Source organism: Paractinoplanes deccanensis (genome assembly GCF_016862115.1).
GTDB classification, from domain to species: Bacteria; Actinomycetota; Actinomycetes; order Mycobacteriales; family Micromonosporaceae; genus Actinoplanes; species Actinoplanes deccanensis.
Genome location: NZ_BOMI01000217.1, coordinates 1 through 20,383, shown reverse-complemented (window position 1 = coordinate 20,383; position 20,383 = coordinate 1). Strand labels below are relative to the sequence as shown.

20 protein-coding genes are annotated in these 20,383 nt (G+C 71.7%); 9 read left to right on the top strand and 11 right to left on the bottom strand.

What is annotated here, in order from left to right:
* Positions 1-146 precede the first annotated feature (146 nt).
* Complete coding sequence (locus Ade02nite_RS48430) at positions 147-494, bottom strand: DUF2255 family protein (protein ID WP_203778218.1); 348 nt, start codon at positions 492-494, stop codon at positions 147-149.
* A 98-nt stretch (positions 495-592) separates the two neighbouring features.
* Between Ade02nite_RS48430 and Ade02nite_RS48425 the strand changes: the two genes are divergently transcribed.
* The 6 genes from Ade02nite_RS48425 to Ade02nite_RS48400 all read left to right on the top strand — a co-directional run bounded on the left by Ade02nite_RS48425 (position 593) and on the right by Ade02nite_RS48400 (position 5,423).
* Positions 593-1,339 (top strand): phosphotransferase family protein, encoded by a 747-nt coding sequence (locus Ade02nite_RS48425; RefSeq protein WP_203778222.1) that lies wholly within the window; start codon positions 593-595, stop codon positions 1,337-1,339.
* Positions 1,340-1,389: 50 nt separating this feature from the next.
* Entirely contained in the window at positions 1,390-1,992 is a 603-nt protein-coding gene (locus Ade02nite_RS48420) for a YdeI/OmpD-associated family protein (protein ID WP_203778217.1), read from the top strand.
* Positions 1,993-2,053: 61 nt separating this feature from the next.
* The gene (locus Ade02nite_RS48415) at positions 2,054-3,226 is read left to right on the top strand and encodes an epoxide hydrolase family protein (protein WP_203778216.1); all 1,173 of its coding nucleotides are present in this window, start codon (positions 2,054-2,056) and stop codon (positions 3,224-3,226) included.
* Positions 3,227-3,380: 154 nt separating this feature from the next.
* Complete coding sequence (locus Ade02nite_RS48410) at positions 3,381-3,821, top strand: YciI family protein (RefSeq protein WP_203778215.1); 441 nt, start codon at positions 3,381-3,383, stop codon at positions 3,819-3,821.
* 9 nt (positions 3,822-3,830) lie between these two features.
* Positions 3,831-5,087, top strand: a complete 1,257-nt coding sequence (locus tag Ade02nite_RS48405; protein ID WP_203778214.1) for an RNA polymerase sigma factor — start codon at positions 3,831-3,833, stop codon at positions 5,085-5,087.
* A gap of 9 nt (positions 5,088-5,096) precedes the next feature.
* Positions 5,097-5,423, top strand: coding sequence for a TraR/DksA family transcriptional regulator (locus tag Ade02nite_RS48400; protein ID WP_203778213.1), 327 nt, complete (start codon positions 5,097-5,099; stop codon positions 5,421-5,423).
* Here Ade02nite_RS48400 and rph read toward each other — a convergent pair.
* The gene (gene rph / locus Ade02nite_RS48395) at positions 5,420-8,014 is read right to left on the bottom strand and encodes a rifamycin-inactivating phosphotransferase (protein ID WP_203778212.1); all 2,595 of its coding nucleotides are present in this window, start codon (positions 8,012-8,014) and stop codon (positions 5,420-5,422) included. The two genes, Ade02nite_RS48400 and rph, sit on opposite strands and share 4 nt — an antisense overlap.
* 63 nt (positions 8,015-8,077) lie before the next feature.
* Here rph and Ade02nite_RS48390 point away from each other — a divergent pair, with 63 nt between their 5' ends.
* Positions 8,078-9,685 (top strand): GGDEF domain-containing protein, encoded by a 1,608-nt coding sequence (locus Ade02nite_RS48390; protein WP_239169627.1) that lies wholly within the window; start codon positions 8,078-8,080, stop codon positions 9,683-9,685.
* Here the strand turns inward: Ade02nite_RS48390 and Ade02nite_RS48385 are convergent.
* The 6 genes from Ade02nite_RS48385 to Ade02nite_RS48360 are packed head-to-tail and all read right to left on the bottom strand — an operon-like array spanning position 9,641 to position 15,738.
* Positions 9,641-10,495 carry a hypothetical protein gene (locus Ade02nite_RS48385; protein WP_203778211.1) on the bottom strand — a complete coding sequence of 285 codons (855 nt, stop codon included), beginning with the start codon at positions 10,493-10,495 and terminating at the stop codon, positions 9,641-9,643. The genes Ade02nite_RS48390 and Ade02nite_RS48385 overlap by 45 nt on opposite strands.
* Complete coding sequence (locus tag Ade02nite_RS48380; protein ID WP_203778210.1) at positions 10,485-11,057, bottom strand: hypothetical protein; 573 nt, start codon at positions 11,055-11,057, stop codon at positions 10,485-10,487. The genes Ade02nite_RS48385 and Ade02nite_RS48380 overlap by 11 nt, the downstream gene beginning before the upstream one ends.
* A 41-nt stretch (positions 11,058-11,098) precedes the next feature.
* Positions 11,099-12,583, bottom strand: a complete 1,485-nt coding sequence (gene arfA, locus Ade02nite_RS48375; RefSeq protein WP_203778209.1) for an arabinosylfuranosidase ArfA — start codon at positions 12,581-12,583, stop codon at positions 11,099-11,101.
* A gap of 10 nt (positions 12,584-12,593) precedes the next feature.
* Entirely contained in the window at positions 12,594-13,445 is an 852-nt protein-coding gene (locus Ade02nite_RS48370) for a carbohydrate ABC transporter permease (protein ID WP_307871265.1), read from the bottom strand.
* A complete protein-coding gene (locus Ade02nite_RS48365; RefSeq protein ID WP_203778208.1) occupies positions 13,442-14,374 on the bottom strand; it encodes a carbohydrate ABC transporter permease in 933 nt (310 codons plus the stop codon). Before Ade02nite_RS48365 ends, Ade02nite_RS48370 begins: the two co-directional genes overlap by 4 nt.
* Positions 14,375-14,376: 2 nt before the next feature.
* Positions 14,377-15,738, bottom strand: coding sequence for an extracellular solute-binding protein (locus Ade02nite_RS48360; protein WP_203778207.1), 1,362 nt, complete (start codon positions 15,736-15,738; stop codon positions 14,377-14,379).
* Between the two features lie 240 nt (positions 15,739-15,978).
* Here Ade02nite_RS48360 and Ade02nite_RS48355 point away from each other — a divergent pair, with 240 nt between their 5' ends.
* Positions 15,979-16,974, top strand: a complete 996-nt coding sequence (locus Ade02nite_RS48355) for a LacI family DNA-binding transcriptional regulator (RefSeq protein WP_239169626.1) — start codon at positions 15,979-15,981, stop codon at positions 16,972-16,974.
* A gap of 277 nt (positions 16,975-17,251) precedes the next feature.
* Positions 17,252-17,455, top strand: a complete 204-nt coding sequence (locus Ade02nite_RS48350; RefSeq protein WP_203778205.1) for a cold-shock protein — start codon at positions 17,252-17,254, stop codon at positions 17,453-17,455.
* 75 nt (positions 17,456-17,530) lie between these two features.
* Here the strand turns inward: Ade02nite_RS48350 and Ade02nite_RS48345 are convergent, their stop codons facing one another.
* From Ade02nite_RS48345 to Ade02nite_RS48335, 3 genes are all read right to left on the bottom strand, one after another.
* Entirely contained in the window at positions 17,531-18,478 is a 948-nt protein-coding gene (locus tag Ade02nite_RS48345; protein ID WP_203778204.1) for a hypothetical protein, read from the bottom strand.
* A gap of 80 nt (positions 18,479-18,558) precedes the next feature.
* Positions 18,559-19,026: a hypothetical protein gene (locus tag Ade02nite_RS48340; RefSeq protein ID WP_203778203.1), complete on the bottom strand. Its 468-nt coding sequence runs from the start codon at positions 19,024-19,026 to the stop codon at positions 18,559-18,561.
* Between the two features lie 35 nt (positions 19,027-19,061).
* Positions 19,062-20,383: sensor histidine kinase (locus Ade02nite_RS48335; RefSeq protein ID WP_438871031.1), on the bottom strand; the 1,322-nt coding region annotated here is incomplete at its 5' end.

Here is a 20,383-nt window from a genome sequence, read left to right as displayed (position 1 = left end):
CGACATCGACGACCTCGACGCCCTTGCCCAGCGGTTGGCCCACAGCGACAACCGCGGCAACATCGCCCGCATCGTCGCCGGTGCCACCCTGGCGGAACTGCGCGACTGAGCCCAGCTGCCGCGATGCGCCATCCGAAGACCTGGGCTCACCAGCCCGGGTCGAGGCGCAACGTGGCCTCGTGGGCCCGCGGGCCGGTGACGAGGCCGGCGTTGGCGCCGTACTTCGCGCGGTAGGCCGCGTCGAGCGCCTCGGCCGGTCCGGGCCCCGCCGACAGGCGCACGTCCCGCTCGATCGGGCCGGCCGTGATGCGGCCGCGCGGGTCGGCCAGGGCGGCCCGGAACCAGCCCGAACGGCGCCCGCGGAACGCCCGTACGTACAGGTCGCCGTCCACGACGACCATGCCCAGCTCGACGCTCTCGCCGCTGCTCGCGCCCACGCTCAGCACCAGCGACTGCCGCGCGGCGAGAACCGCCGCATCCTCGGATGACCACATGACCCCAGCTTTCCGCCGTCGCGGCCCGCCGGCCCCAGGGACGATCCCTGGTCGCGTCCCCGGTAAATGCGGTGACGGCCGGCGGGCGGCCCACGATGATGACCGGCGTGGAGAACGTGGAGGTCGTCGTCGCCCATCGGCAGCGCGCGACCCTGCGCGTCGGCGACGTGTTCCTCAAGATCGACGGCAATCAGGCGTACACCGACGTCGAGGTGGCGGCGATGGAGAGGGTGCCGATCCCCACGCCTCAGGTGCTGTGGCGCAAACCGCCCGTGCTGGCGCTGGCCGCCCTGCCCGGCAAGGCGCTTGGCCGCCTCGGCGAGCCGTCGGACGCGTCGCCCGCGGCGTGGGCCGCCGCCGGTGCCGCCGCGCGCAAGCTGCACGAGCAGCCGCTGCCGCCCTGGCCCGGCCGCAGCGCCGGCCAGTTCGCCGCGGAGCTCGAGACCGAATGCGCCTGGCTGATCGGCAACGGCGTGCTCCCCGCCGACCTGGTCACCCGCAACCGCCGGATCGCCGAGGCCGCGCTGCGGCCGTGGACCCCGGCCTTCATCCACGGCGACTTCCAGATCACCCACGTCTTCGTCGACGGCGACGAGCTCACCGGCGTCATCGACTGGTCCGAGGCGAGCCGCGGCGACGCCCTCTTCGACCTGGCCACCCTGACGCTGGGACACGAGGAGCGCCTCGACGACCTCCTCGCCGGCTACGGCGCCGACGCCGACCGGGACGTCATCCGCGCCTGGTGGTCGCTGCGCAGCCTGCTCGCGATCCGCTGGCTGACCGAGCACGGCTTCGACCCGTCCGCGCCGGGCTGCGAGATCGACGTCCTGCGAGCCCGCATGTGAGGCGCCCTCCGGGGCCCGCATCTGAGGCGCCCTCCGGCTAGCCTGCCTCCATGGGGAACGCGGAGCTGGAGGAACTGATCGTCGCGGACGCGCAGGCGCTGCGCGCGTGGCTGCTCGACAATCACGCCACCTCGCCGGGCGTGTGGCTGGCCCTGACGAAGAAGGGTGGCACCGTCACCACCCTGACGTGGCAGCAGGCGGTCGACGAGGCGCTGTGCTTCGGCTGGATCGACGGCCAGGCCCGCAGACGCGACGAGGGCAGTTCGTGGATCCGCTACACCCCGCGCCGCGCCCGCAGCACCTGGTCGCAGCGCAACGTCGCGCACGTCGCCCGCCTGGAGGCCGACGGCCGCATGCACCCCGCCGGCGTCGCCGCGGTCGAGGCGGCGAAGGCGGACGGGCGCTGGGCAGCCGCCTACGCCCCGCCCTCGGAGGCCGAGGTCCCCGCCGACCTGCTGGCCGCGATCGCCGACGAGCCGGCCGCCCAGGCCATGTTCGACGTCCTGACCAAGGCCAACCGCTTCGCGCTCATCTACCGCCTGAACGCCGTCAAGCGAGCCGAGACCCGGGAACGCAAGATCCGCGAGTTCGTCGCGATGCTCGCCCGCAACGAGACCTTCTACCCGCAGAAGGCGAAGCCCCAGCCGCAGTGATCAGCCGTCGATGCCGAGGCTTAGGACGGGAACTGTCCTGATCGGTTCCTAGCGTGGCCGCATGACGAACAGCCAGCACGGCCTCCACCCGTTCCGCATCGACATCCCGCAGTCGCAGCTCGACGACCTGAAGTCCCGCCTGGCCAACACCCGGTGGCCGCAAGAGCTGCCCGGTGTCGGCTGGAGCCGTGGCGTTCCCGCCGGCTACCTGCGGGAGATCGCCGAGTACTGGCGCACCGGCTTCGACTGGCGGGCACAGGAGGCGGCGCTCAACCAGCACCCGCAGCACCTGGCCACCATCGACGGGCAGAACCTGCACTTCCTGCACGTGCCCTCGCCCGAGCCGGACGCCACGCCGCTGCTCCTGGTGCACGGCTGGCCCGGAGGAGTGGTGGACTTCCTCGACGTCATCGGGCCGCTGTCCGATCCCCGCAACCACGGCGGCGACCCGGCCGACGCCTTCCACCTGGTGATCCCGTCGCTGCCGGGATTCGGGTTCTCCACACCCCTGGCCGGGCCGGGAATGAACGCGGACCGGATGGCCGGGATCCTCGTGACACTGATGGCCCGGCTCGGATACGAGCGGTACGGCGTACAGGGCTACGACTGGGGCGCCTGGGTCGGTTTCAAGGTGGGCAGGCGAGACCCGGAGCGGGTCATCGGCGTCCACCTCGCCGCACTGGTCACCCCGCCGACCGGAGCCGACGGGGAGACGGACGGCCTCAACGAGACCGAACGGCGGCGCTGGCAGCGAATGCTGGACTTCAACGACGGCTACCTGCGGTGCAACAGCAAACGCCCGCAGACCGTCGGCTACGCGCTGACCGACTCCCCGGTCGGCCAGCTCGCCTGGATCGTGGAGAAGTTCAAGGAGGACACCGACCCGCGAGAGGGGCTGCCGGAGGACAGCATCAGCCGCGACCGCATCCTCACCGACGTGTCGATCTACTGGCTGACCGGCACCGCCGTCTCCGCCGCTCAGATCTACTACGAAGAGTTCTCCGCCATCGCACAAGGCGACGACGACCGGGGAGACGACGAGCAGGAACGGCGCGGGACCGTGCCCACCGGTGTCCTCGTGTCCGGTCAGGACAACTCGATCCGGCCCTGGGCCGAGCGCGACCACCACATCGTGCACTGGACCGAGCTCGGCGAGGGCGGCCACTTCCTCGCCATGGAAGCACCCGACCTGCTGGCCGGCGACGTCCGGACGTTCTTCCGAAAGCTACGGTGACAAGGGAACCGCCCCTCGGAGACCGGTGATCGCAGCCGTGCGGGTGGCGCGCGACGAAAAAAACTTCTGGCAGGGTGTCGAACGGGCGGCCGTTCGCACGACGCGTAGGGGAGAGCGCGTACGTGAGATGGCGCCCTGACATGAGGAGACAGCGATGCGGTTCATGGTGATCACCAAGGCCACCGCGGCGAGCGAGGCCGGTGTGCTGCCCAGCGCCGAGGATTTCGAGACGATGGGGGCGTTCATCGAGGAACTGGTCGATGCCGGTGTGCTTCTGGCCGCCGAGGGCATCGGGCCCAGCTCGACGGGGGTCCGCATCTACTTCGACGGCGAGCGGAAGACCGTCATCGACGGGCCGTTCACCGAGACCAAGGAGCTCATCGCCGGCTTCTACCTGGTGGAGATGAAGTCGCTCGAGGAGTGTGTCGAGTGGTTCAAGCGCTGCCCGATCCAGAAGACGGCGGGGGAGCCGACCAACATCGAGATCCGGCGGCTGTACACGGCCGAGGACTTCGGTGAGGAGCTGAGCGCCGAGCAGCGGGAGGCCGTGGCGCGGCGGGAGGCGGATGCTGACCCGGCGTACCGGTCGGCGTAGTTTGCGGGCGTGCCCACCGACACCCATCGCGCGATCGAGGCGGTCTGGCGGATCGAGGCGCCGCGGCTCCTCGCGGGGCTGGCCAGGCTGGTCCGCGATGTCGGCGTGGCCGAGGAGCTGGCGCAGGACGCGCTGGTCGCGGCGCTGGAGCAGTGGCCGTCCGAGGGGGTGCCGGGCAATCCGGGCGCGTGGCTGATGACCACCGCCAAGCGCCGGGCCGTCGACCGGATCCGGCGCAACGAGACCTTCCGGCGCAAGCTGGAGGAGATCGGCCGGGGTCTGCCGGAGTTCGGCCCGGATGTCGGCGTGACGGTCGCCGAGGACGACGGCATCGGGGACGACCTGCTGCGGCTGATGTTCGTGGCGTGTCACCCGGTGCTGTCGACGGAGGCCCGCGTCGCGCTGACCCTGCGGCTGCTCGGCGGCCTGACCACCGGCGAGATCGCCCGGGCCTTCCTGGTGCCGGAGGCGACCGTGGCGCAGCGGATCGTGCGGGCCAAGAAGACCCTGGCGGACGCACGGGTGCCGTTCGAGGTGCCGCGGGGTGCCGAGCTGGCCGCGCGGCTGTCGTCCGTCCTGGAGGTCGTCTATGTGATCTTCAACGAGGGTTACTCGGCCACCGCCGGGGACGACTGGATGCGGCCGGCGCTGTGCGAGGACGCGCTGCGGCTGGGCCGGGTCCTGGCCCGGCTGGCCCCGCGCGAGCCCGAGGTGCACGGCCTGGTCGCGCTGATGGAGATCCAGGCGTCCCGGTCGGCGGCCCGCACCGGCCCGGACGGCGAGCCGATCCTGCTCGCCGACCAGAACAGGGCCCGCTGGGACCGGGTGCTGATCCGCCGGGGGCTGGCCGCGCTGGAGCGGGCCGAGGCGCTGGCCGGGGACGATCCCGGTCCGTACGTGTTGCAGGCGGCCATCGCGGCCTGCCACGCGCGGGCGCGCCGCTTCGCGGACACCGACTGGGAGCGCATCGCCGGGCTGTACGAGCTGTTGGCCGCGGCGGCGCCGTCGCCGGTGGTGGAGCTGAACCGGGCCGTGGCGCTGTCCATGGCGTACGGGCCGGAGAGCGGGCTCGCGCTGCTCGACCAGCTGACCGCCTTCGCGGTCCTGCGCGACTACCACCTGCTGCCGAGCGTGCGCGGCGATTTCCTGGTCAGGCTGGGCCGGCGCGACGAGGCGCGGGCGGAGTTCGAGCGGGCGGCGTCGCTGACCCGCAACGAGCGCGAGCGGGCGCTGCTGCTCGGCCGCGCGGCGGCCTGCGGGCCGTAGGCTGCGGGGATGATCCGGGACGAGCTGGTGCGGCTGCGGGCGAGCGCCGAGGCCGAGGCGGCGACGCTGGCGCGCGACCTGGAGGCGCTGTTCGACGCGTCGCGCGACTCGAACGCCGACGACGAGCACGATCCGGAGGGCGCCACGATCGGGTTCGAGCGGGCACAGCTGACCGCGCTGCTGGCGGCGGCACGCGAGCGGATCGCCGAGGTCGGCGACGCGCTGCGGCGGCTCGACGAGGGCACGTACGGCGCCTGCGAGCGCTGCGGCAAGCCGATCGGCGGGGAACGGCTGGAGGTGCGGCCGTTCGCCCGCCGGTGCATGGCCTGCGCCTAGGAGATGGGGGAGACGTAACCGTCGGTGCCGTGGACGCGGATGCGCTGGCCGTCGCGGATGAGGCGGGTGGCGTTCTCGACGCCGACGACGGCGGGCAGGCCGTACTCGCGGGCGATCACGGCGCCGTGCGTCATCAGGCCGCCGACCTCGGTGACCAGGCCGGCGACGGTGACGAAGGCCGGCGTCCAGCTCGGGTCGGTGTAGGCGGTGACCAGGATGTCGCCGGGCTCCAGGTCGGCTACGGCCGGGTCGTGCACCACGCGGGCGCGGCCCTCCACGATGCCGGCCGAGACGGGCAGGCCGGCCAGCGTGCCGGCGGGCAGGTCGTCGCGGTGGTAGCTGCCGGTGACGGCCTCGCCGTCGGAGGTGAGGACGCGGGGCGGGGTGAGGGTTTCGTACGCCCGGAACGCCTCCTCGCGGTCGCGGAGGAGCTCGGCGTCGGCGCGCTGCGTGCGTACGACCTCGGAAAGCTCCTCCAGGGTGAGGAAGTAGATGTCCTCCGGGTCCCGGAGCACGCCGGAGCGGGTCAGGCGCCGAGCCTCCGCCAGCAGCGCCGTCTTGTAGACCAGATAGCGGCTGACCAGGTGGTACTTCGGGTATTCGCGGTAGCCGGCGAAGGTGCGGAGCCGGTCGATCATCCGCTTGGTCTCGGCGGCCTTCGCCGCGCCGTCGCCGGGCAGGTCGCGGAGGCGGGCCAGGATCTCCTGCTCCTTGCGGTGGGCCTCGCGCAGGCCCTGCTCGAAACGGCGGGCGCGCTCGCCGGGCTCGGCCGTCCGGACGGCCCCGAGGATCATCGGCAGGAGCGTGGCGGGCTGCTCGCTCCATCGAGGGCGGGTGATGTCGATCTCGCCGACACAGCGCATGCCGTACGAGGTGAGGTAGCCCTCGATCGCGTCGCGCGCCGCCCGCCCGCCGGGCAGCCCGGGCAGCTCGCCGAGCTCGCCGCCGTCCTGGAGAAAGGCGACGACCTGGGGGTACGGGCGGAGCACGTCAGCGACGTCCAGCAGCGCGAGGCCCATCTCGGAGGTGACGTTGTGCGGGGCGGACTGGGCGAGCGCGTCGGCGGCGCTCTTCTCGCCGAGCCAGTCGCGCAGGTGGTCGTTGAGCCACCCGGCGGCCTCCATCCCCGCCATGATCACCTGCATGTTGCGGGGCTCGAAGAGGATGTCCCGGATCCGCCCGAGGTCGGCCACCACGAAGTCGATCAACGCCGTCCCGCTCTTTCCCGAAATATCCGATTTGAGGGCGGCGAGGGACGCTTCGCGTTCGGCGATCAGCTCGGCGACGAGCCCCGGATCCGCCTCGATCGGCTCCGGGGCAGGGGACGAGGCCGCCGGCTGCGGGGCGGGGGACGAGGCCGCCGGCTGCGGGGCGGGGGACGAGGCCGCCGGCTGCGGAGCCGGGGCGGGCGTTGTCAGGCCGGTGACGGTGCGCAGGGCGTCGCCGATCAGGGGGTCGGAGCGGCCCAGCGTGGCGATCAGGTCGGGGCCCAGGCGCGCGGTGACGTCGACGAAGAGGCGGCCGCCCGCGTCGGTCATGTGGCCCGGTGACGTCGCCTTCCAGACCGACAGGCCGAGCGGCTTCATCGCCTCGGTCATCATCTGCTGGTGGCCGACGGAGACGTAGACGTGCCACTCGCCGTCGGCGGCGGCCGGGATCGGGAACAGGGTGGTGATCGGCCGGCTCTGCACGATCGCGAACCCCTCGTCGTCCAGGCACCATTCGATGTCCTGCGGGCTGCCGAAGTGGGCCTCGACGTGCCGGCCGAGCCGCTCCAGCCGGACGATCTCGGCGTCGGTCAGGACGGGAAGGCCCTGGCGTTCCGGCTCGATCTCGCGGTGCTCGGTGCCGCCCGCGGGGGAGGCGACGACGGCGAGCTTCTTCGTGCCGATCGCCCGGTCGGTGACCGCGCCGTCGCGCACCCGGTAGACGTCCGCGTGCACGAGGCCGGAGACCAGCGCCTCGCCCAGGCCGAAACCGGCGTCGATGGAGGTGGTGCGGCGGTTGCCGGTGACCGGGTCGGCGGTGAACATGATGCCGGCGGCGCGCGGGAAGATCATGCGCTGCACGACGACGGCCATCGTCACCGTCCGGTGATCGACGCCGTTGCGCAGCCGGTAGGTGACCGCCCGCTCGGCGAAGAGCGAGGCCCAGCAGCGGCGCACGTGGTCGAGGATCGCCTCCTCGCCCACCACGTTGAGATAGGTGTCGTGCTGGCCGGCGAAGGAGGCCGTCGCCGAGTCCTCCGCCGTCGCGCTCGACCGCACGGCGTAGGCGGCGTTCGCCACGATCGGCCCGGTGATCTCCGCGGCCAGATCGTCCGGTACGGCGACGGCGCTCACGATGTGGCGCAGTTCCCCGGCGAGCGTGGGGACCGCGTCCGGCCCGGCCGCCGCCAGCCGTTCGAGCCGGTCGTGGATCGCCGGCGTGGCCGCCATGACCCGCTCGAACGCGGCGGTCGTCACGCAGAAGCCGGGCGGCACCCGCACGCCGTCGATGCGGGCGAGCTCACCCAGATGGGCGCCCTTGCCTCCGGCGGTCGCCACCTGGGCCCGGCCGAGTTCTTCGAGTGGTACGACATAGCTCGTCACGGGGAGGATTCTGCGCGCCCACCCGGGTCTTGCGGCAAGATCCCACCTCCGATATACGTTGAAGTGGGAGCAGAGGACGCTCAGATCGGCGCGCTCGCGGCCGAAGACGACAAGGTGATCCCCAGCGACAAGGTGATGCGCGAAAGGTCTGTGCTGTCCACGCTGGCGCACGCGATCCGCCGCGATCCGCTGCTGGTGACCGCCGTGCTGTGGACGCTGGCCGGCGCGGGGCTGCTCTGGTCGCTCGACCAGGCCAACGACCAGGTGCGCGTGTTCTGGGCGCTCCAGCCACCGCTCGACGCGCTGCTCGCGTACTCGGCCTGGCGGGTGCACCGCATGGCCACCGGCGCGGTCCGGCGCTTCTGGCTGGTGATGACGGTGGCGGGGGTCCTCTTCACGGCCGGCGACACGACCCAGGCGGTCGTCGCCCTCACGGGCCACGGTCAGAAGACGACCGGCGGCGGGGCCGTGCAGGGGATCCTGTTCGCCGTGGGGGTCGGGGCGATCATCGTGGCGATGCTGCTGCACCCGATGCCGGGCAGTTCGCGTCGCGAGAAGGTGGCGTTCTGGCTCGACTCGTCGACCGTGCTGGTCGGCGGGGCGGTCGTGGCGTACTGCTTCGCGATCGGCCCCGAGCAGAACGAGCACGTCGCCGCCACGCTGGCCGCCGGCTGCGTCATCCTCACCTCGTGCTTCGCCGCGGTGAAGCTGGTGCTCAGCGGCAACGCGCCGATGCACAAGGCCGCCGCCGTGCCGATGATCGTCGCGGCGGCGCTGAACAGCGTCGGCTTCTTCCTGGAGCCGGGCGCGGACGGCACGCTGCCCGCGTACGTGTTCGTGGTCCGGCTGCTGCCGTCGCTGCTGATCGGGCTCGGCGCGCGTCTCCAGGAGGACGTGGCCCGGTTCGGCCGGAGCACGGCGTTCGGCGCGCGCCGGCGGCGGTCGTACAGCCTGCTGCCGTACGGATCGATCGCCGTCGCCTTCACCACCGTCGTCGTCGAGACGCCGCACGGCCCGCACCCGCGCCTGTGGGGTGCGATGGCCGGCCTCGGCGTCATCGTGGCGCTGGTCGTCTGCCGCCAGCTCGCCGCGTTCCACGACAACAACCGCCTGATCGACCAGCTGCGTGAGCACGAGACCCGGCTGCGCCACCAGGCCCTGCACGACGGGCTGACCGGCCTGGCCAACCGCACCCACTTCCACGAACAGGTGGGCACCGCCCTGCGCACCGGACCGGCGGAGCCGACCTCGCTGCTGCTCATCGACCTGGACGGGTTCAAGGCGGTCAACGACACGCACGGCCACGCCGCCGGCGACGTCCTGCTGGCCGGCGTGGGCGCGAAGCTGACCGCCTGCGTGCGCCCGGGCGACGTGGTGGCCCGCCTCGGCGGGGACGAGTTCGCCGTGCTGCTGCGCGAGTGCGACGCCGAGGGCGCGGAGCACACGTCGCAGCGCATCCTGCGCGAGCTCGCCGACCCCATCCCGTTCGACGACATCACCGTGCGCGCGAATGCCAGCATCGGCATCGCCTGCGCCACCCGCGACCACGACGCCGACTCGCTGCTGCGCGACGCCGACCTCGCCATGTACGCGGCCAAGAGGGAGGGCAAAGGCACGTGGGCGCGCTCAGGGCGCCAGGTCGACGCGGATCTCCTCGGCCATGTCGGGTAGCACCACGACGGTCGACGTGCCGGGGTCCCAGACAGGCGGCACCAGCAGCCAGCGGTCGGCCGTGTGGGTGAGCACCCGCAGGCCGCTGTAGCGGTAGCCGTACTTCGCGCCGGGGCCGGTCAGCTGCTGGACCTCGACGCCGGGCCCGGTGATGAAGAGCCGCTCGCGGCTGTAGACGACGGCCCGGGCCTGCAACGGCAGGGAGCGCTCGAACGCCTCGGCCGCCTCGCGTCCGCGCTCGCGGGCATAGGTGGAGACGGCCCAGAAGACGGCCACCGTCAGCGTCGCGGTGAGCAGCACGATCCGGGCCGTCCGGGTGCGGTCGAACGTCTCGCGCAGCGGCTCGGGCACGCCCCGGCGGCCGGCGAGGTGCGACAGGTAGCCGGCCAGCAGCGCCGCTCCGATCAGCGCGGCGGGCGGCAGCAGCGCGGTGCCGAGCGGCAGCCCCACGAGCCCGGCTCCCGCGACGGCGGCGAGGACGAGGGCGCAGGCGCCGAGGGCGGCGAGCGGGCGCCCGCCGGCCCGGGTGAGCCGGGGCGTCAGCGCGTAGTGGCCGGCCAGGGCCGCGAGGGCGACGAGCAGGGCGGCCGCCAGGGGGCCGAAGGCGACCCGGGCGCTGCCCACCACGAATCCGGCGCGGGTGATGCCGGCGCTGGTCAGGTCGACCCCGAAGTGGGCGAAGAACTCCTGGTAGCGGATGTAGCCGAAGTAGTAGAGCACCCCGGTGAGCGCCGTGACCGGCGCCAGCACCTGGAGGCCGAGCTCGACGATCCGCCCGAGGGCCGGGCCGCCGCCGTCCTCAGGTGGCATCGGCCGTGGGAGCGCCGGGCTCCGGCTCGTCGGTGGGCTGCGGCTCGTCCGTGGGCTCCGGCTGTCCCGTCGGCTCCGCGCTGCCGGGCGCCGACGAGTCCGACGGCGAGGGTGGCGCCGGCGAGGGCGGCTCCGAGGCGATGCCGTCGATGACCGGCTCCGGCGCGGGCAGCCGCAGCACCTCGGCGTCCTTGGCGGCCACGACGATCTGGCCGGACACCCGATCGAGGATCATGCAGTAGTCGTGCTCGCCGCAGGTCTCGCCGCCGGGCGCGATCGTCTCGGGCGCGAGCTTGTACGGCAGGGCCTCGCGGCACTTGTCGTCGGCGGTGATCTCCTGGGCGTCCGAGCAGGCCTTGACGATCTCCTTCTTCTGCTTCTCGGTGAGCGCGACGCGGACCACGTCGCGCACGCCGGGCTGGTCGTCGCCGCCCACCGGGGGAGCCGCCGCCGTCGTGGGCGGGGCGGCGGCCGGCGCCGGGGTGCCGTCACGTGAGTCGCAGGCCGCTGACGGCCCCGCCAGGAGCAGGGCCGCCAGCACGAGAGTCGGTGCGGGTCGCATGCCGGGATGGGGCGCCGCGACCCGCCGGGATACACATGACGTCAGCCCAGGCGGATGGCGCTCCACGACACGGGCGGCAGCGTCACGCGCACGGTGCCGTCCCCGGCCGCCACGTCGAGCGGGCGCGGGGTGATCCGGTCCGGCGCGTCCTGGGTGTTCGTGGCGGTCAGGTCGTCGTCGCCGAGCACCCACGCCTCGGTCACCGGGCCGGCCGCGGGGAACGTGAACGACACGCTCTCAGTCCGGTGGCGGTTGACCACGAAGACCGACAGGGCGCCGTCGTCGTGGGTCGCCACGGCGTCGACGACCGGCACCGCACCGAAGCGCGCGGTCTCGTACACGGGGGAATCGATCTGGACGTCGAGGACGTCGCCGCGCGACAGGCGGGACGTCAGGGCGAACGGGTGGAACGTGGTCTGCCGCCAGGCGGCGCCGCCGGGCTCGCTGCGGATCGGGGCGATGACGTTGACCAGCTGGGCCTGGCAGGCGGCGGTGACCCGGTCGCTGTGGCGCAGCAGCGCGATGAGCAGGCTGCCCACCACGACCGCGTCGGCGACGTTGTAGCTGTCCTCGATGACGCGGGGCGCCACCTCCCACTCGGTGATCGCCGAGCGCGAGGCCTCGTAGCGGCTCAGGTACCAGACGTTCCACTCGTCGAACGAGATGTTGATGCGCTTCTTCGACTTCAGCCGGGCGCCGACGCTGTCCGCGGTGGCCACCACGCTGTCGATGAAGTGGTCCATGTCGACGGCGGACGCCAGGAACGAGTCGAGGTCGCCGTCCAGCGGCTCGTAGTAGGCGTGCGCCGAGATGTAGTCGACCTGGTCGTACGCGAGCTCGAGCACCTCGGCCTCCCAGGCGCCGAAGGTGGGCATCGACGAGCTGGAGCTGCCGCACGCGATGAGCTCCGCCTCGGGTTGCGCGGCCCGCAGCGCGCGCGCCGTCTCGGCGGCCAGCCGCCCGTACTCGCGAGCGGTCTTGTGTCCCGTCTGCCACGGGCCGTCCATCTCGTTGCCGAGACAGAACATGCTGATGCCGTACGGCTTCTCGGCTCCGTTCGCGCGGCGCAGCTCCGCCAGGCGCGTGCGGTCGGGATGGTTGAGGTACTCGTGGACGTCGAGCGCCTCCTGGACGCCGCGGGTGCCGAGGTTGAGGGCATACATCACCTCGACGCCCGCCTTGCCGGCCCAGCGCATGAACTCGTCGACGCCGACCTCGTTGGTCTCGAGGCTGTGCCAGGCGAGGTCGCGGCGCACCGGGCGGCCGGCGGCCGGGCCGATGCCGTCCTCCCAGCGGTAGCCGGAGACGAAGTTGCCGCCCGGGTAGCGGACGAGCGAGACGCCCATCTCCCGCACCAGGGCGAGCACGTCGGAGCGGAAGCCGTCGGCGTCGGCGCAGGGGTGCGCCGGCTCGTAGATGCCGCCGTAGACGCACCGGCCCATGTGCTCGACGAACGAGCCGAAGGTGCGGCGCGACACCGGGGCCACGATGCGGGCCGGGTCGAGGTGGAGCGAGGCGTTGAGCAAGAGGGTTCCTTTACTTGAGGCTGCCGACGGCGAGACCGCCTTGCCAGTATTTCTGCAGGGTGAGGAAGGCGACGATCAGCGGGACGATCGACACCAGCGACCCTACGATGATCAGGTTCCACAGGGACTGGCCGCCGCCGTTGTTGGAGCTCGCCAGCTGCTCCCACAGGCCGATGCCGACGGTGAGCGGGTAGAGCTTCGAGCTGGACAGCATGGTGAGCGGCAGGAAGAAGTTGTTCCAGGTCGAGACGACCGACAGCAGCAGGACGGTGACCACGCCCGGCCGCATGAGCGGCAGCGCGACCTGCCAGAAGGTGCGCAGCTCGCCGGCGCCGTCGATGCGGGCCGCGTCGAGCAGCTCGTCGGGGACGGACGCCGAGGCATAGACCCGCATGAGATAGACGGCGAACGGGCTCAGCAGCGACGGCAGGATGACCGCCCAGATCGTGTCGGTGAGCCCCACGTTCGACATGAGCACGAAGGTGGGGATCACCAGCGCGGTCAGCGGCACCATCACCGAGCCGAGCACCGCGGCGAAGACCAGGTTGCGGCCGCGGAAGCGGAACTTCGCGAAGCCGTAGCCGGCCAGCACCGAGACGACCGTGCAGCCGATGCCGCCGGCGAAGGCGTACAGCGCGGAGTTGCCCAGCCAGCGCAGGTATTCGCCGTTGTTGAAGGTGAACAGGTCACGGAGGTTGTCGACGAGGTGGAAGCCGCCCGCGAACCACAGCGCGCCCTTGCCCGAGAACAGGCCCTCGGCGTTCTTCGTGCTGGCCACCACCAGCCACCACACGGGTACGAGGAAGTAGCACACCATCGCCAGCAGCAGCAGCTTCGCCCAGAGGTGCCGGGGTCTGGTCACGTGAAGATGCTCCCCTTCTTGCGGGTGGCGAACATGAAGATGCCCACCGCCAGGAAGACCACGAAGCCGAGCGAGAACGAGATCGCCGAGGCGTAGTTGAACTGCGCGTAGCGGAACGCCAGGTTGAACGCGTAGATGTTCGGCGTGAAGTCGGGCGTCACCGACCCGTTCGCGATCGGCGCGAGGATCTGCGGCTCGGTGAAGAACTGCAGGGTGCCGATGAGCGAGAAGATCAGGATCAGCACGAGCGCCGACGAGACCATCGGCACCTTGATGCGCAGGGCGATCTGCCGGGCGCTCGCCCCGTCGATGCGGGCCGCCTCGTAGACGGACGAGTCGATGCTGCGCAGCGCCGCGTAGATGATGATCATGTAGTAGCCGGACCACTGCCAGGTGACCACGTTGAGCAGGCCGTAGAAGATGTTGCCCTGGCTGAGCAGGAACGGCGCGCGCACGTCGAACGCGGTGGCGATCTGCTCGATCGGGCCGAAGCTCGGGCTGTAGAGGAAGCCCCACATGAGCGCGCCGAGCACGGCCGGGATCGCGTACGGCAGGAAGATGACCAGCCGTGAGAAGCGCGCCAGCCGGCCGGTCACCTCGTCGAGCACGAGCGCGGCGACCAGCGCCACGACGATCTGGAGCGGGATCACCACGAGGCTGAACCGCAGCACGAACCAGAGCCCCTTGCGGAACGACGGGTCCTCGAAGGCTCGCGTGTAGTTGTCGAAGCCCGCGAACGTCGTGCCGGTCGCGAGCCCCTTCGTCCACAGGCTCAGATATCCCGCGTAGAGCAGCGGCGCGACCAGGAAGGCCAGGAACACCACCAGGAACGGCAGGATGAACAGCCATCCCGCGATCCGCTTGCGCTTCTTTCTCGGCGTTGTCTGTTCGCGTACGCCGGCACGCGGTGCTGTCTGTAACTGGGTCATCTCTACTTCACCGTGAAGCCCTGGCTCTTGGCGTAGGCGACGATCGTGTTGTGCAGGTCGGTGGCCGCCTGCTCGCCGGTCGTCTTGCCCTCGTTGATCTTCACGATCTGGGCCTGGAGCTGGGCGTAGTAGTAGACGGTGAACGGGCTGTAGGTCGCTCCCTTGTACGCGTTCTCGGCCGGGACGTAGATGTCCTTGTTGGCCGTCTGCCCGTTGAAGAAGTCGACCTTCGCGTTGACGAACTCGCCGGACTTCAGCACGCTCTGGTTGAGCGGGAAGATCGTCTGCGTCTTCCAGCCGTCGGTGAGCGACGCCTCGTCGGCGTAGAGGCCGAGGGCGACCTTGGCCGCGTTCGCCTTGTCGGCGGCCTGGCTGGTGACCGCGAAGGCCGAGCCGCCCCAGTTGACGCTCACCGGGTTGGCCGGGTCCCACTGCGGCAGCGGCGCGACCGCGAACTTGCCCTTCTCCTTGCCGTTGCCCACGCCGGCGCCGGTCAGGTAGCCGGGCGCCCAGGCGGCCGAGACGTACGTCGCGTACTTGCCGCCGACCATGCCGGAGATGTAGTCGGTGGTGAACTGGTCCTCCTTGCCGACCAGGCCCTTCTTGGCGAGGTCGCCCCAGAAGCTCAGCACGTCCTTGGTGGCCTGGTCGTCGAGCTTGATGGTGATGTTCTGCTTGTCGGCCAGGTCGTAGACGAAGGGCTGCGCGCCCTTCTGGATCATCAGCGCCGTGGTGACGGCGGGGACGTTGCTGCCGAAGTCGCCGAAGACCGGGCCGCCGGCGGCCTTCACCTTCGCGGCCGACTCCGCGTACTCCTGCCAGGTCTTGGGGGGTTTGACGCCGTACTTGGCGAAGATGTCGGTGCGGTAGATCAGGGCCATCGGGCCGCCGTCGACGGGCGCGGCGAAGACCTTGTCGCCCTGCGAGACGTCCTTCCAGGCGCCCTCGCTGAAGTTCTTCTTCACGTCGTTGGCGCCGTAGGGCACGAGGTCGACCAGCGCGTCCTGGATCTCGAAGCCGACGAGCTGGTCGGCCTCCAGCATGATGACGTCGGGTGCGCCCTTCTTCGCCGCGATGGCGGTCTGGAACTTCTCGTACTCGGGCTGGCCCTGGCCGGCGTTGGTCCAGCACACCTGGACGTCGGTGTGCTGGTTGTTGAAGTTGTCGACGACCTTGGCCATGTTCGGGTACCAGGCCCAGACGAGGACCCGGGGCGCGGCCTCATTGACGATCTTGTTGGTGCAGTTGGTCGGCTTCGCGGCGGTGCCGCCGCTGCCGCTGTCGTCGCCGCCACCGCAGGCGGCGGCGCTCGCCGTCAGGGCGAAGCACAGGGCGGTGGCCGCGATTCTCTTGGTGTAGCGCATGGTTCCTGGCCTCCTTGACCGCACGCCGATATCACCGACTGTCATGTCGGCGTGCGTTATGGGGTGGGAGCCGAGGGGCGGGGGAGTACACCACTCGAGGACGAAAATGTGATGTAGATTGCGTTTGCAGCGCTGCAAAGGACTATGCCCCGGCCGTTCGGCTCTGGCAAGAGGCAACGTCCCGGAAATATTCTTGTGAAAATCCGAGGGGGCTCGATGCGCGAAACTACGCTGCGTGATGTGGCTGACCTGGCCGGCGTCTCGCCGCGCACGGTGTCGAACGTGGTCAACGGCTACGCGCGCGTCACCGACGCCACCCGCGAGAAGGTCGAGCGGGCCATCGCCCAGCTCGGGTACCGGCCCAACGTGCTCGCCCGCAACCTCGCGACCGGGCGCTCCGGCCAGATCGTCGTCGTGGTGCCCTATCTGGACACGCCGTACTTCGCCGAGCTGCTCCAGGGCATCATCCCGGCGGCCCGCAAGCTCGGCTACAACGTGCTGGTCGACCAGACCGACGGCGACCGCGAGCACGAGGGCGAGCTCATCGGGCGCGGGTCACGCCGCTTCCTCTTCGACGGCATGATCTTCAGCCCGCTCGGCCTCTCCCAGGAGGATCTGGCCGTACGAGACCCCGACCTGCCCCTCGTGGTGCTCGGCGAGCGCGTCTCCGACGGCACGTTCGACCACGTGGGCATCGACGACGTCGCCGCGTCCACGGACGCGGTGACGCACCTGTTCTCGCTCGGCCGCCGGCGGATCGCGGCCATCGGCGATCAGCCCTACCCGACCGGCGAGGCGGCACAGTTGCGCACCCAGGGCTTCCGGGCCGCGCACGCGGCGCACGGCCGCCCGGTCGACGAGTCCCTCATCATCAGCACGGCCCGGTTCAACCGCGCCGACGGCGCGACCGCGATGGCGGCGCTGCTGGACCACGCCGACCCGCCGGACGCGGTCTTCTGCTACAGCGACCTGGTCGCCTCGGGCGCCATCCACACCCTGCACCAGCGCGGCCTGCGCGTGCCCGAGGACGTGGCGATCATCGGCTACGACGACATCGAGGACGGCCGCTACAGCAGCCCCACGATCAGCACGATCCAGCCGGACAAGAAGGCCATCGCGCAACTGGCCGTCGAGCGCCTGATCAAGCGCATCACCAGCACCGAACCGGTGCCCGGCGTCGAGCTGCGGGCCGAGCACCGGCTGATCGCCCGGGAGAGCACCCTGGGCATCTCCTGATCCGCTACGGCTCGACCCCCCACTCGCCTGCTCCCACCGGTCGAATTCGCTGCCGAGCCGGCGGGCGTGGCGACGCCGGGGTGTGCGGCCGGCGGCATCTGTGCTAGGTTGGCTTCGTTGCAGTTTTGATTTCCGTAGACGTTTTCGGCGCCTGATGGGTTATCTGAGACCCGCGGGCGCTTTTTCGTTTTTCGTGTCGTTTCCGGCGCGGGTGATCAACGCGGCGGCGTACGGGGCCCGCACAGTGCGAGCCCCCACAGCCTGCGAAGGAGCAGACATGGCTACCGGCACCGTGAAGTGGTTCAACGGCGACAAGGGTTTCGGCTTCATCACCCCCGATGACGGCGGCGCCGACCTCTTCGCCCATTTCTCGGCGATCGCGACGAGCGGTTTCCGCAGCCTCGACGAGAACCAGCGGGTCGAGTTCGAGGTCACCCAGGGCCAGAAGGGTCTCCAGGCGGCGAACATCCGGCCGCTCTGACCCACACATTCCGCGAACGGCGGCCCGACTGGTTTCAGCGGGCCGCCGTTCGTTTTCTTTTGCGCTGCGTTTTTCTCACGCCGCTGCTACGAGCTCCTGATAGGCGGCGACACCGTCCGGGTCGGGATAGCCGCCGGCCGGGACCGCGCCGGCGCCGAGGTACCAGTTGTCCATCTGCCAGTAGGCGATGACCCGGAAGCCGCGGGCGGTGAGCCAGGAGCGCGAGGCCCGGATGGCCGGGCCGCGGGAGGCGCGCACGCCCTGGTCGTCGTCGATGCCCCACTCGGGCAGGGTGAGCGGGCGGCCGGCGGCGGAGAAGGCGTTGTACCAGCGGAGCATGCGCGGGTCGTTGCCGACGCTGACCGGGTCGTCGGGCTCACTGCCGCGGGTGCTGGCCTGCCAGTAGAGGTCGAGGCCGTAGGCGTCGGCGTAGGCCGCCGGCACGATCCAGTCCCGGACCTCCCGGTCGCCGCCGGTCCCGTTGTTGGTCACCCCCGCAGAGCCGGGCCGCCATTGGTAGGACATGTGGATCGGCGCGATCGTGACCGCGGCGTTGACCGCCTTGGCGACCACGTAGACCCGGCTGAAGGCGGCCACGAACTGCGTCCCGGTCATGTCGTCCTCGGGTTCGTGGAAGTACGTGAGGAAGCTGCCGGCCGGCATGGCCGCGGCGATGTTCTGGATCTCGGTGTCACAGCCGCCGGCGGCCACGGCGACCGGCGTGCAGGAGGTCTTGAACGAGAACCAGAGCGTCGCCCCGTACGTGGTGTGGCAGCTGACGGCGTCGGACGGCGGCAGCTGACCGGCCGAGGCGAACACCCGCCGGATCCCCAGATCTCCGAGGTTGGCCCGTTCGTCGAGAAATCCGGCGCAGGTGTTGCCACTGCCGACGGTGTCGCCGGCGGAGGTCGTTGCGCCCACGGCCAGGGTGGGAAGGGCGGCGTGGGCCGGCGTCACCACGGCGGCCGCCAGGAGCGTGGCCACTGTGGTGCCGGCCAGCGCCCGGAGCAGGACGGTTGGCATGCCGGCAGCGTAGGAAGCTCAATCGAAAGCTGCACATGCATGAATGGGTGACGTCGCGGGCTCACGCGAATTCGGGAGGGCTACTTCTTCTTGACGACGACGAGGTGGGCGATGGGCTTGCCGGCCTCCTTGCGGCCCGCGACGCCGACCTCGGCGCCGGTCTTCAGGTCGCCACGGACGGTGACGTTCTCGTCCTCGGTCCAGGTCTGGGTGAAGCCGTCGGTGGACTTGACGGTGAGGGTGCCGTCGGCGGTCGCGGTGACGGTGCCCCGCTGGACCACGACCGTGCGGGTGCCGTCCTTGCCCTGCACGACGATCTCGCCGTGCAGGGTGTTCTTGCGCAGGTAGGCGCGGGCGGCTTTGTGCTTGCCCTTCGCCTTCTCGCTGGGCGAGGGCGACGGCTCGGGGGCGTCCATCCCCACGGCGGTCAGGGCGTACGTCTCATCGGCGACATCCGCGGCCGCCGCCGGCGCGCCGCAGCCCGTCAGGGCCAGCAGCCCGGCGAGCCCCAGCCCGGCGATCGCGACAGTGATACGGGAACGAGTCATGGCGCCGACTCTCGCTCGGCCGCGCGAGAGCCGCGTCAGGCCGATGTTCGGGTTGTGTAAAGCTCGCCGGAGGGCAGGGTGATGCGGAACAGCGCACCGCCCTCGGGGGCGTGGGCGGCCTCGATCGTGCCGCCCAGGCGCTCGACGAGGCGGGCGGCGAGGGCCAGGCCGAGGCCGCTGCCGGTCTTGCGCTCGTGGCGGTAGCGCTGCTGGAGGGCGCCGCGCTGGAAGGCGACCGCCAGGTCCTCGTCGGTGAAGCCCGGGCCGCCGTCCCGGATCTCCACCGCGGTGCCGTGCACGGCCAGCACGAGCGGCGCGCCGTCCGGGATCACCCGCAGCGCGTTCTCGCAGAGGCCGTCGATCACCTGGCGGAGGCGGCCCGGGTCGGTGCTCACCATGACCGGCCCGTCCGGCAGCTCGGTCGTCAGGGCCGGGCCGAAGCGCGGCGCCCACGCCTCGGCCGCCGAGCCCACGAGGTCGGCCAGGTCGACCGGCACCAGATGGACGGGCAGGTCGGCCGCCTCGAGGCGGGAGAGCACGAGCAGGTCGGAGATGAGCCGGTCGAGCCGGTCCGCCTCGGCGAGCATGGTGCGGCCGGCGCTCTCGCCGGTGACCACGCCGTCGGCGAGCGCCTCGGCGTAGCCCCGGATGGTGGCGAGCGGGGTGCGCAACTCGTGCGAGACCGAGAGCAGGAACTCGCGCTCGCGGCCCTCGCTGCGCTGGAGGGCGGCGCCGAGCTGGTTGAGGGCGGTGGCGAGCTCGGCGGCCTCGGCGGGCGGGCGGACGGCCAGGCGCACGGAGCGGTCGCCGGCCGAGAGCTGCTTCGCGGCCAGCGCGGCCTGCCGCAGCGGGCGGGTGACGAAGTGGGCCAGCAGCGCGCCGGCGCCGACCCCGCCCACGAGGCCGGCCAGCAGGGCGAACCATACTCCACTCAGGACGCGCCCGGCGGTGCCGGACCCGGCCCGGCGGGTGAGCACCACACCGGCGTCGTTGCCGGCGAGCGGCCGCCCGGAGATGAGCACGGTCTCGCCGCCGACGATGCCGCGGGTGTCGACGGTCTGCCCGGCCGCGATCTGCCGCACCACGCGCGGGGGCAGGCCGGGCCGGTCGGCGGTGCCACGCCGGACCAGGTAGACGGCGATGCCGTCGTCGCGCAGGCGGTTGACGATCCGGGTCCGGGCGGCCGCCCGCTCGCCGGCGAGCAGTTCGACGGCGAGCGCCGACTTCTCCGAGAGGTCCGCGGCGGCGGCGCTGTTCGCGGAGCGTACGGCGATGGGAAGCGCGACCAGCGCGGTGACGATGACCGACACGACCGCCGTCGCGGCGGTGACCAGCACCGCGCGCCCGGCGAAGGTCC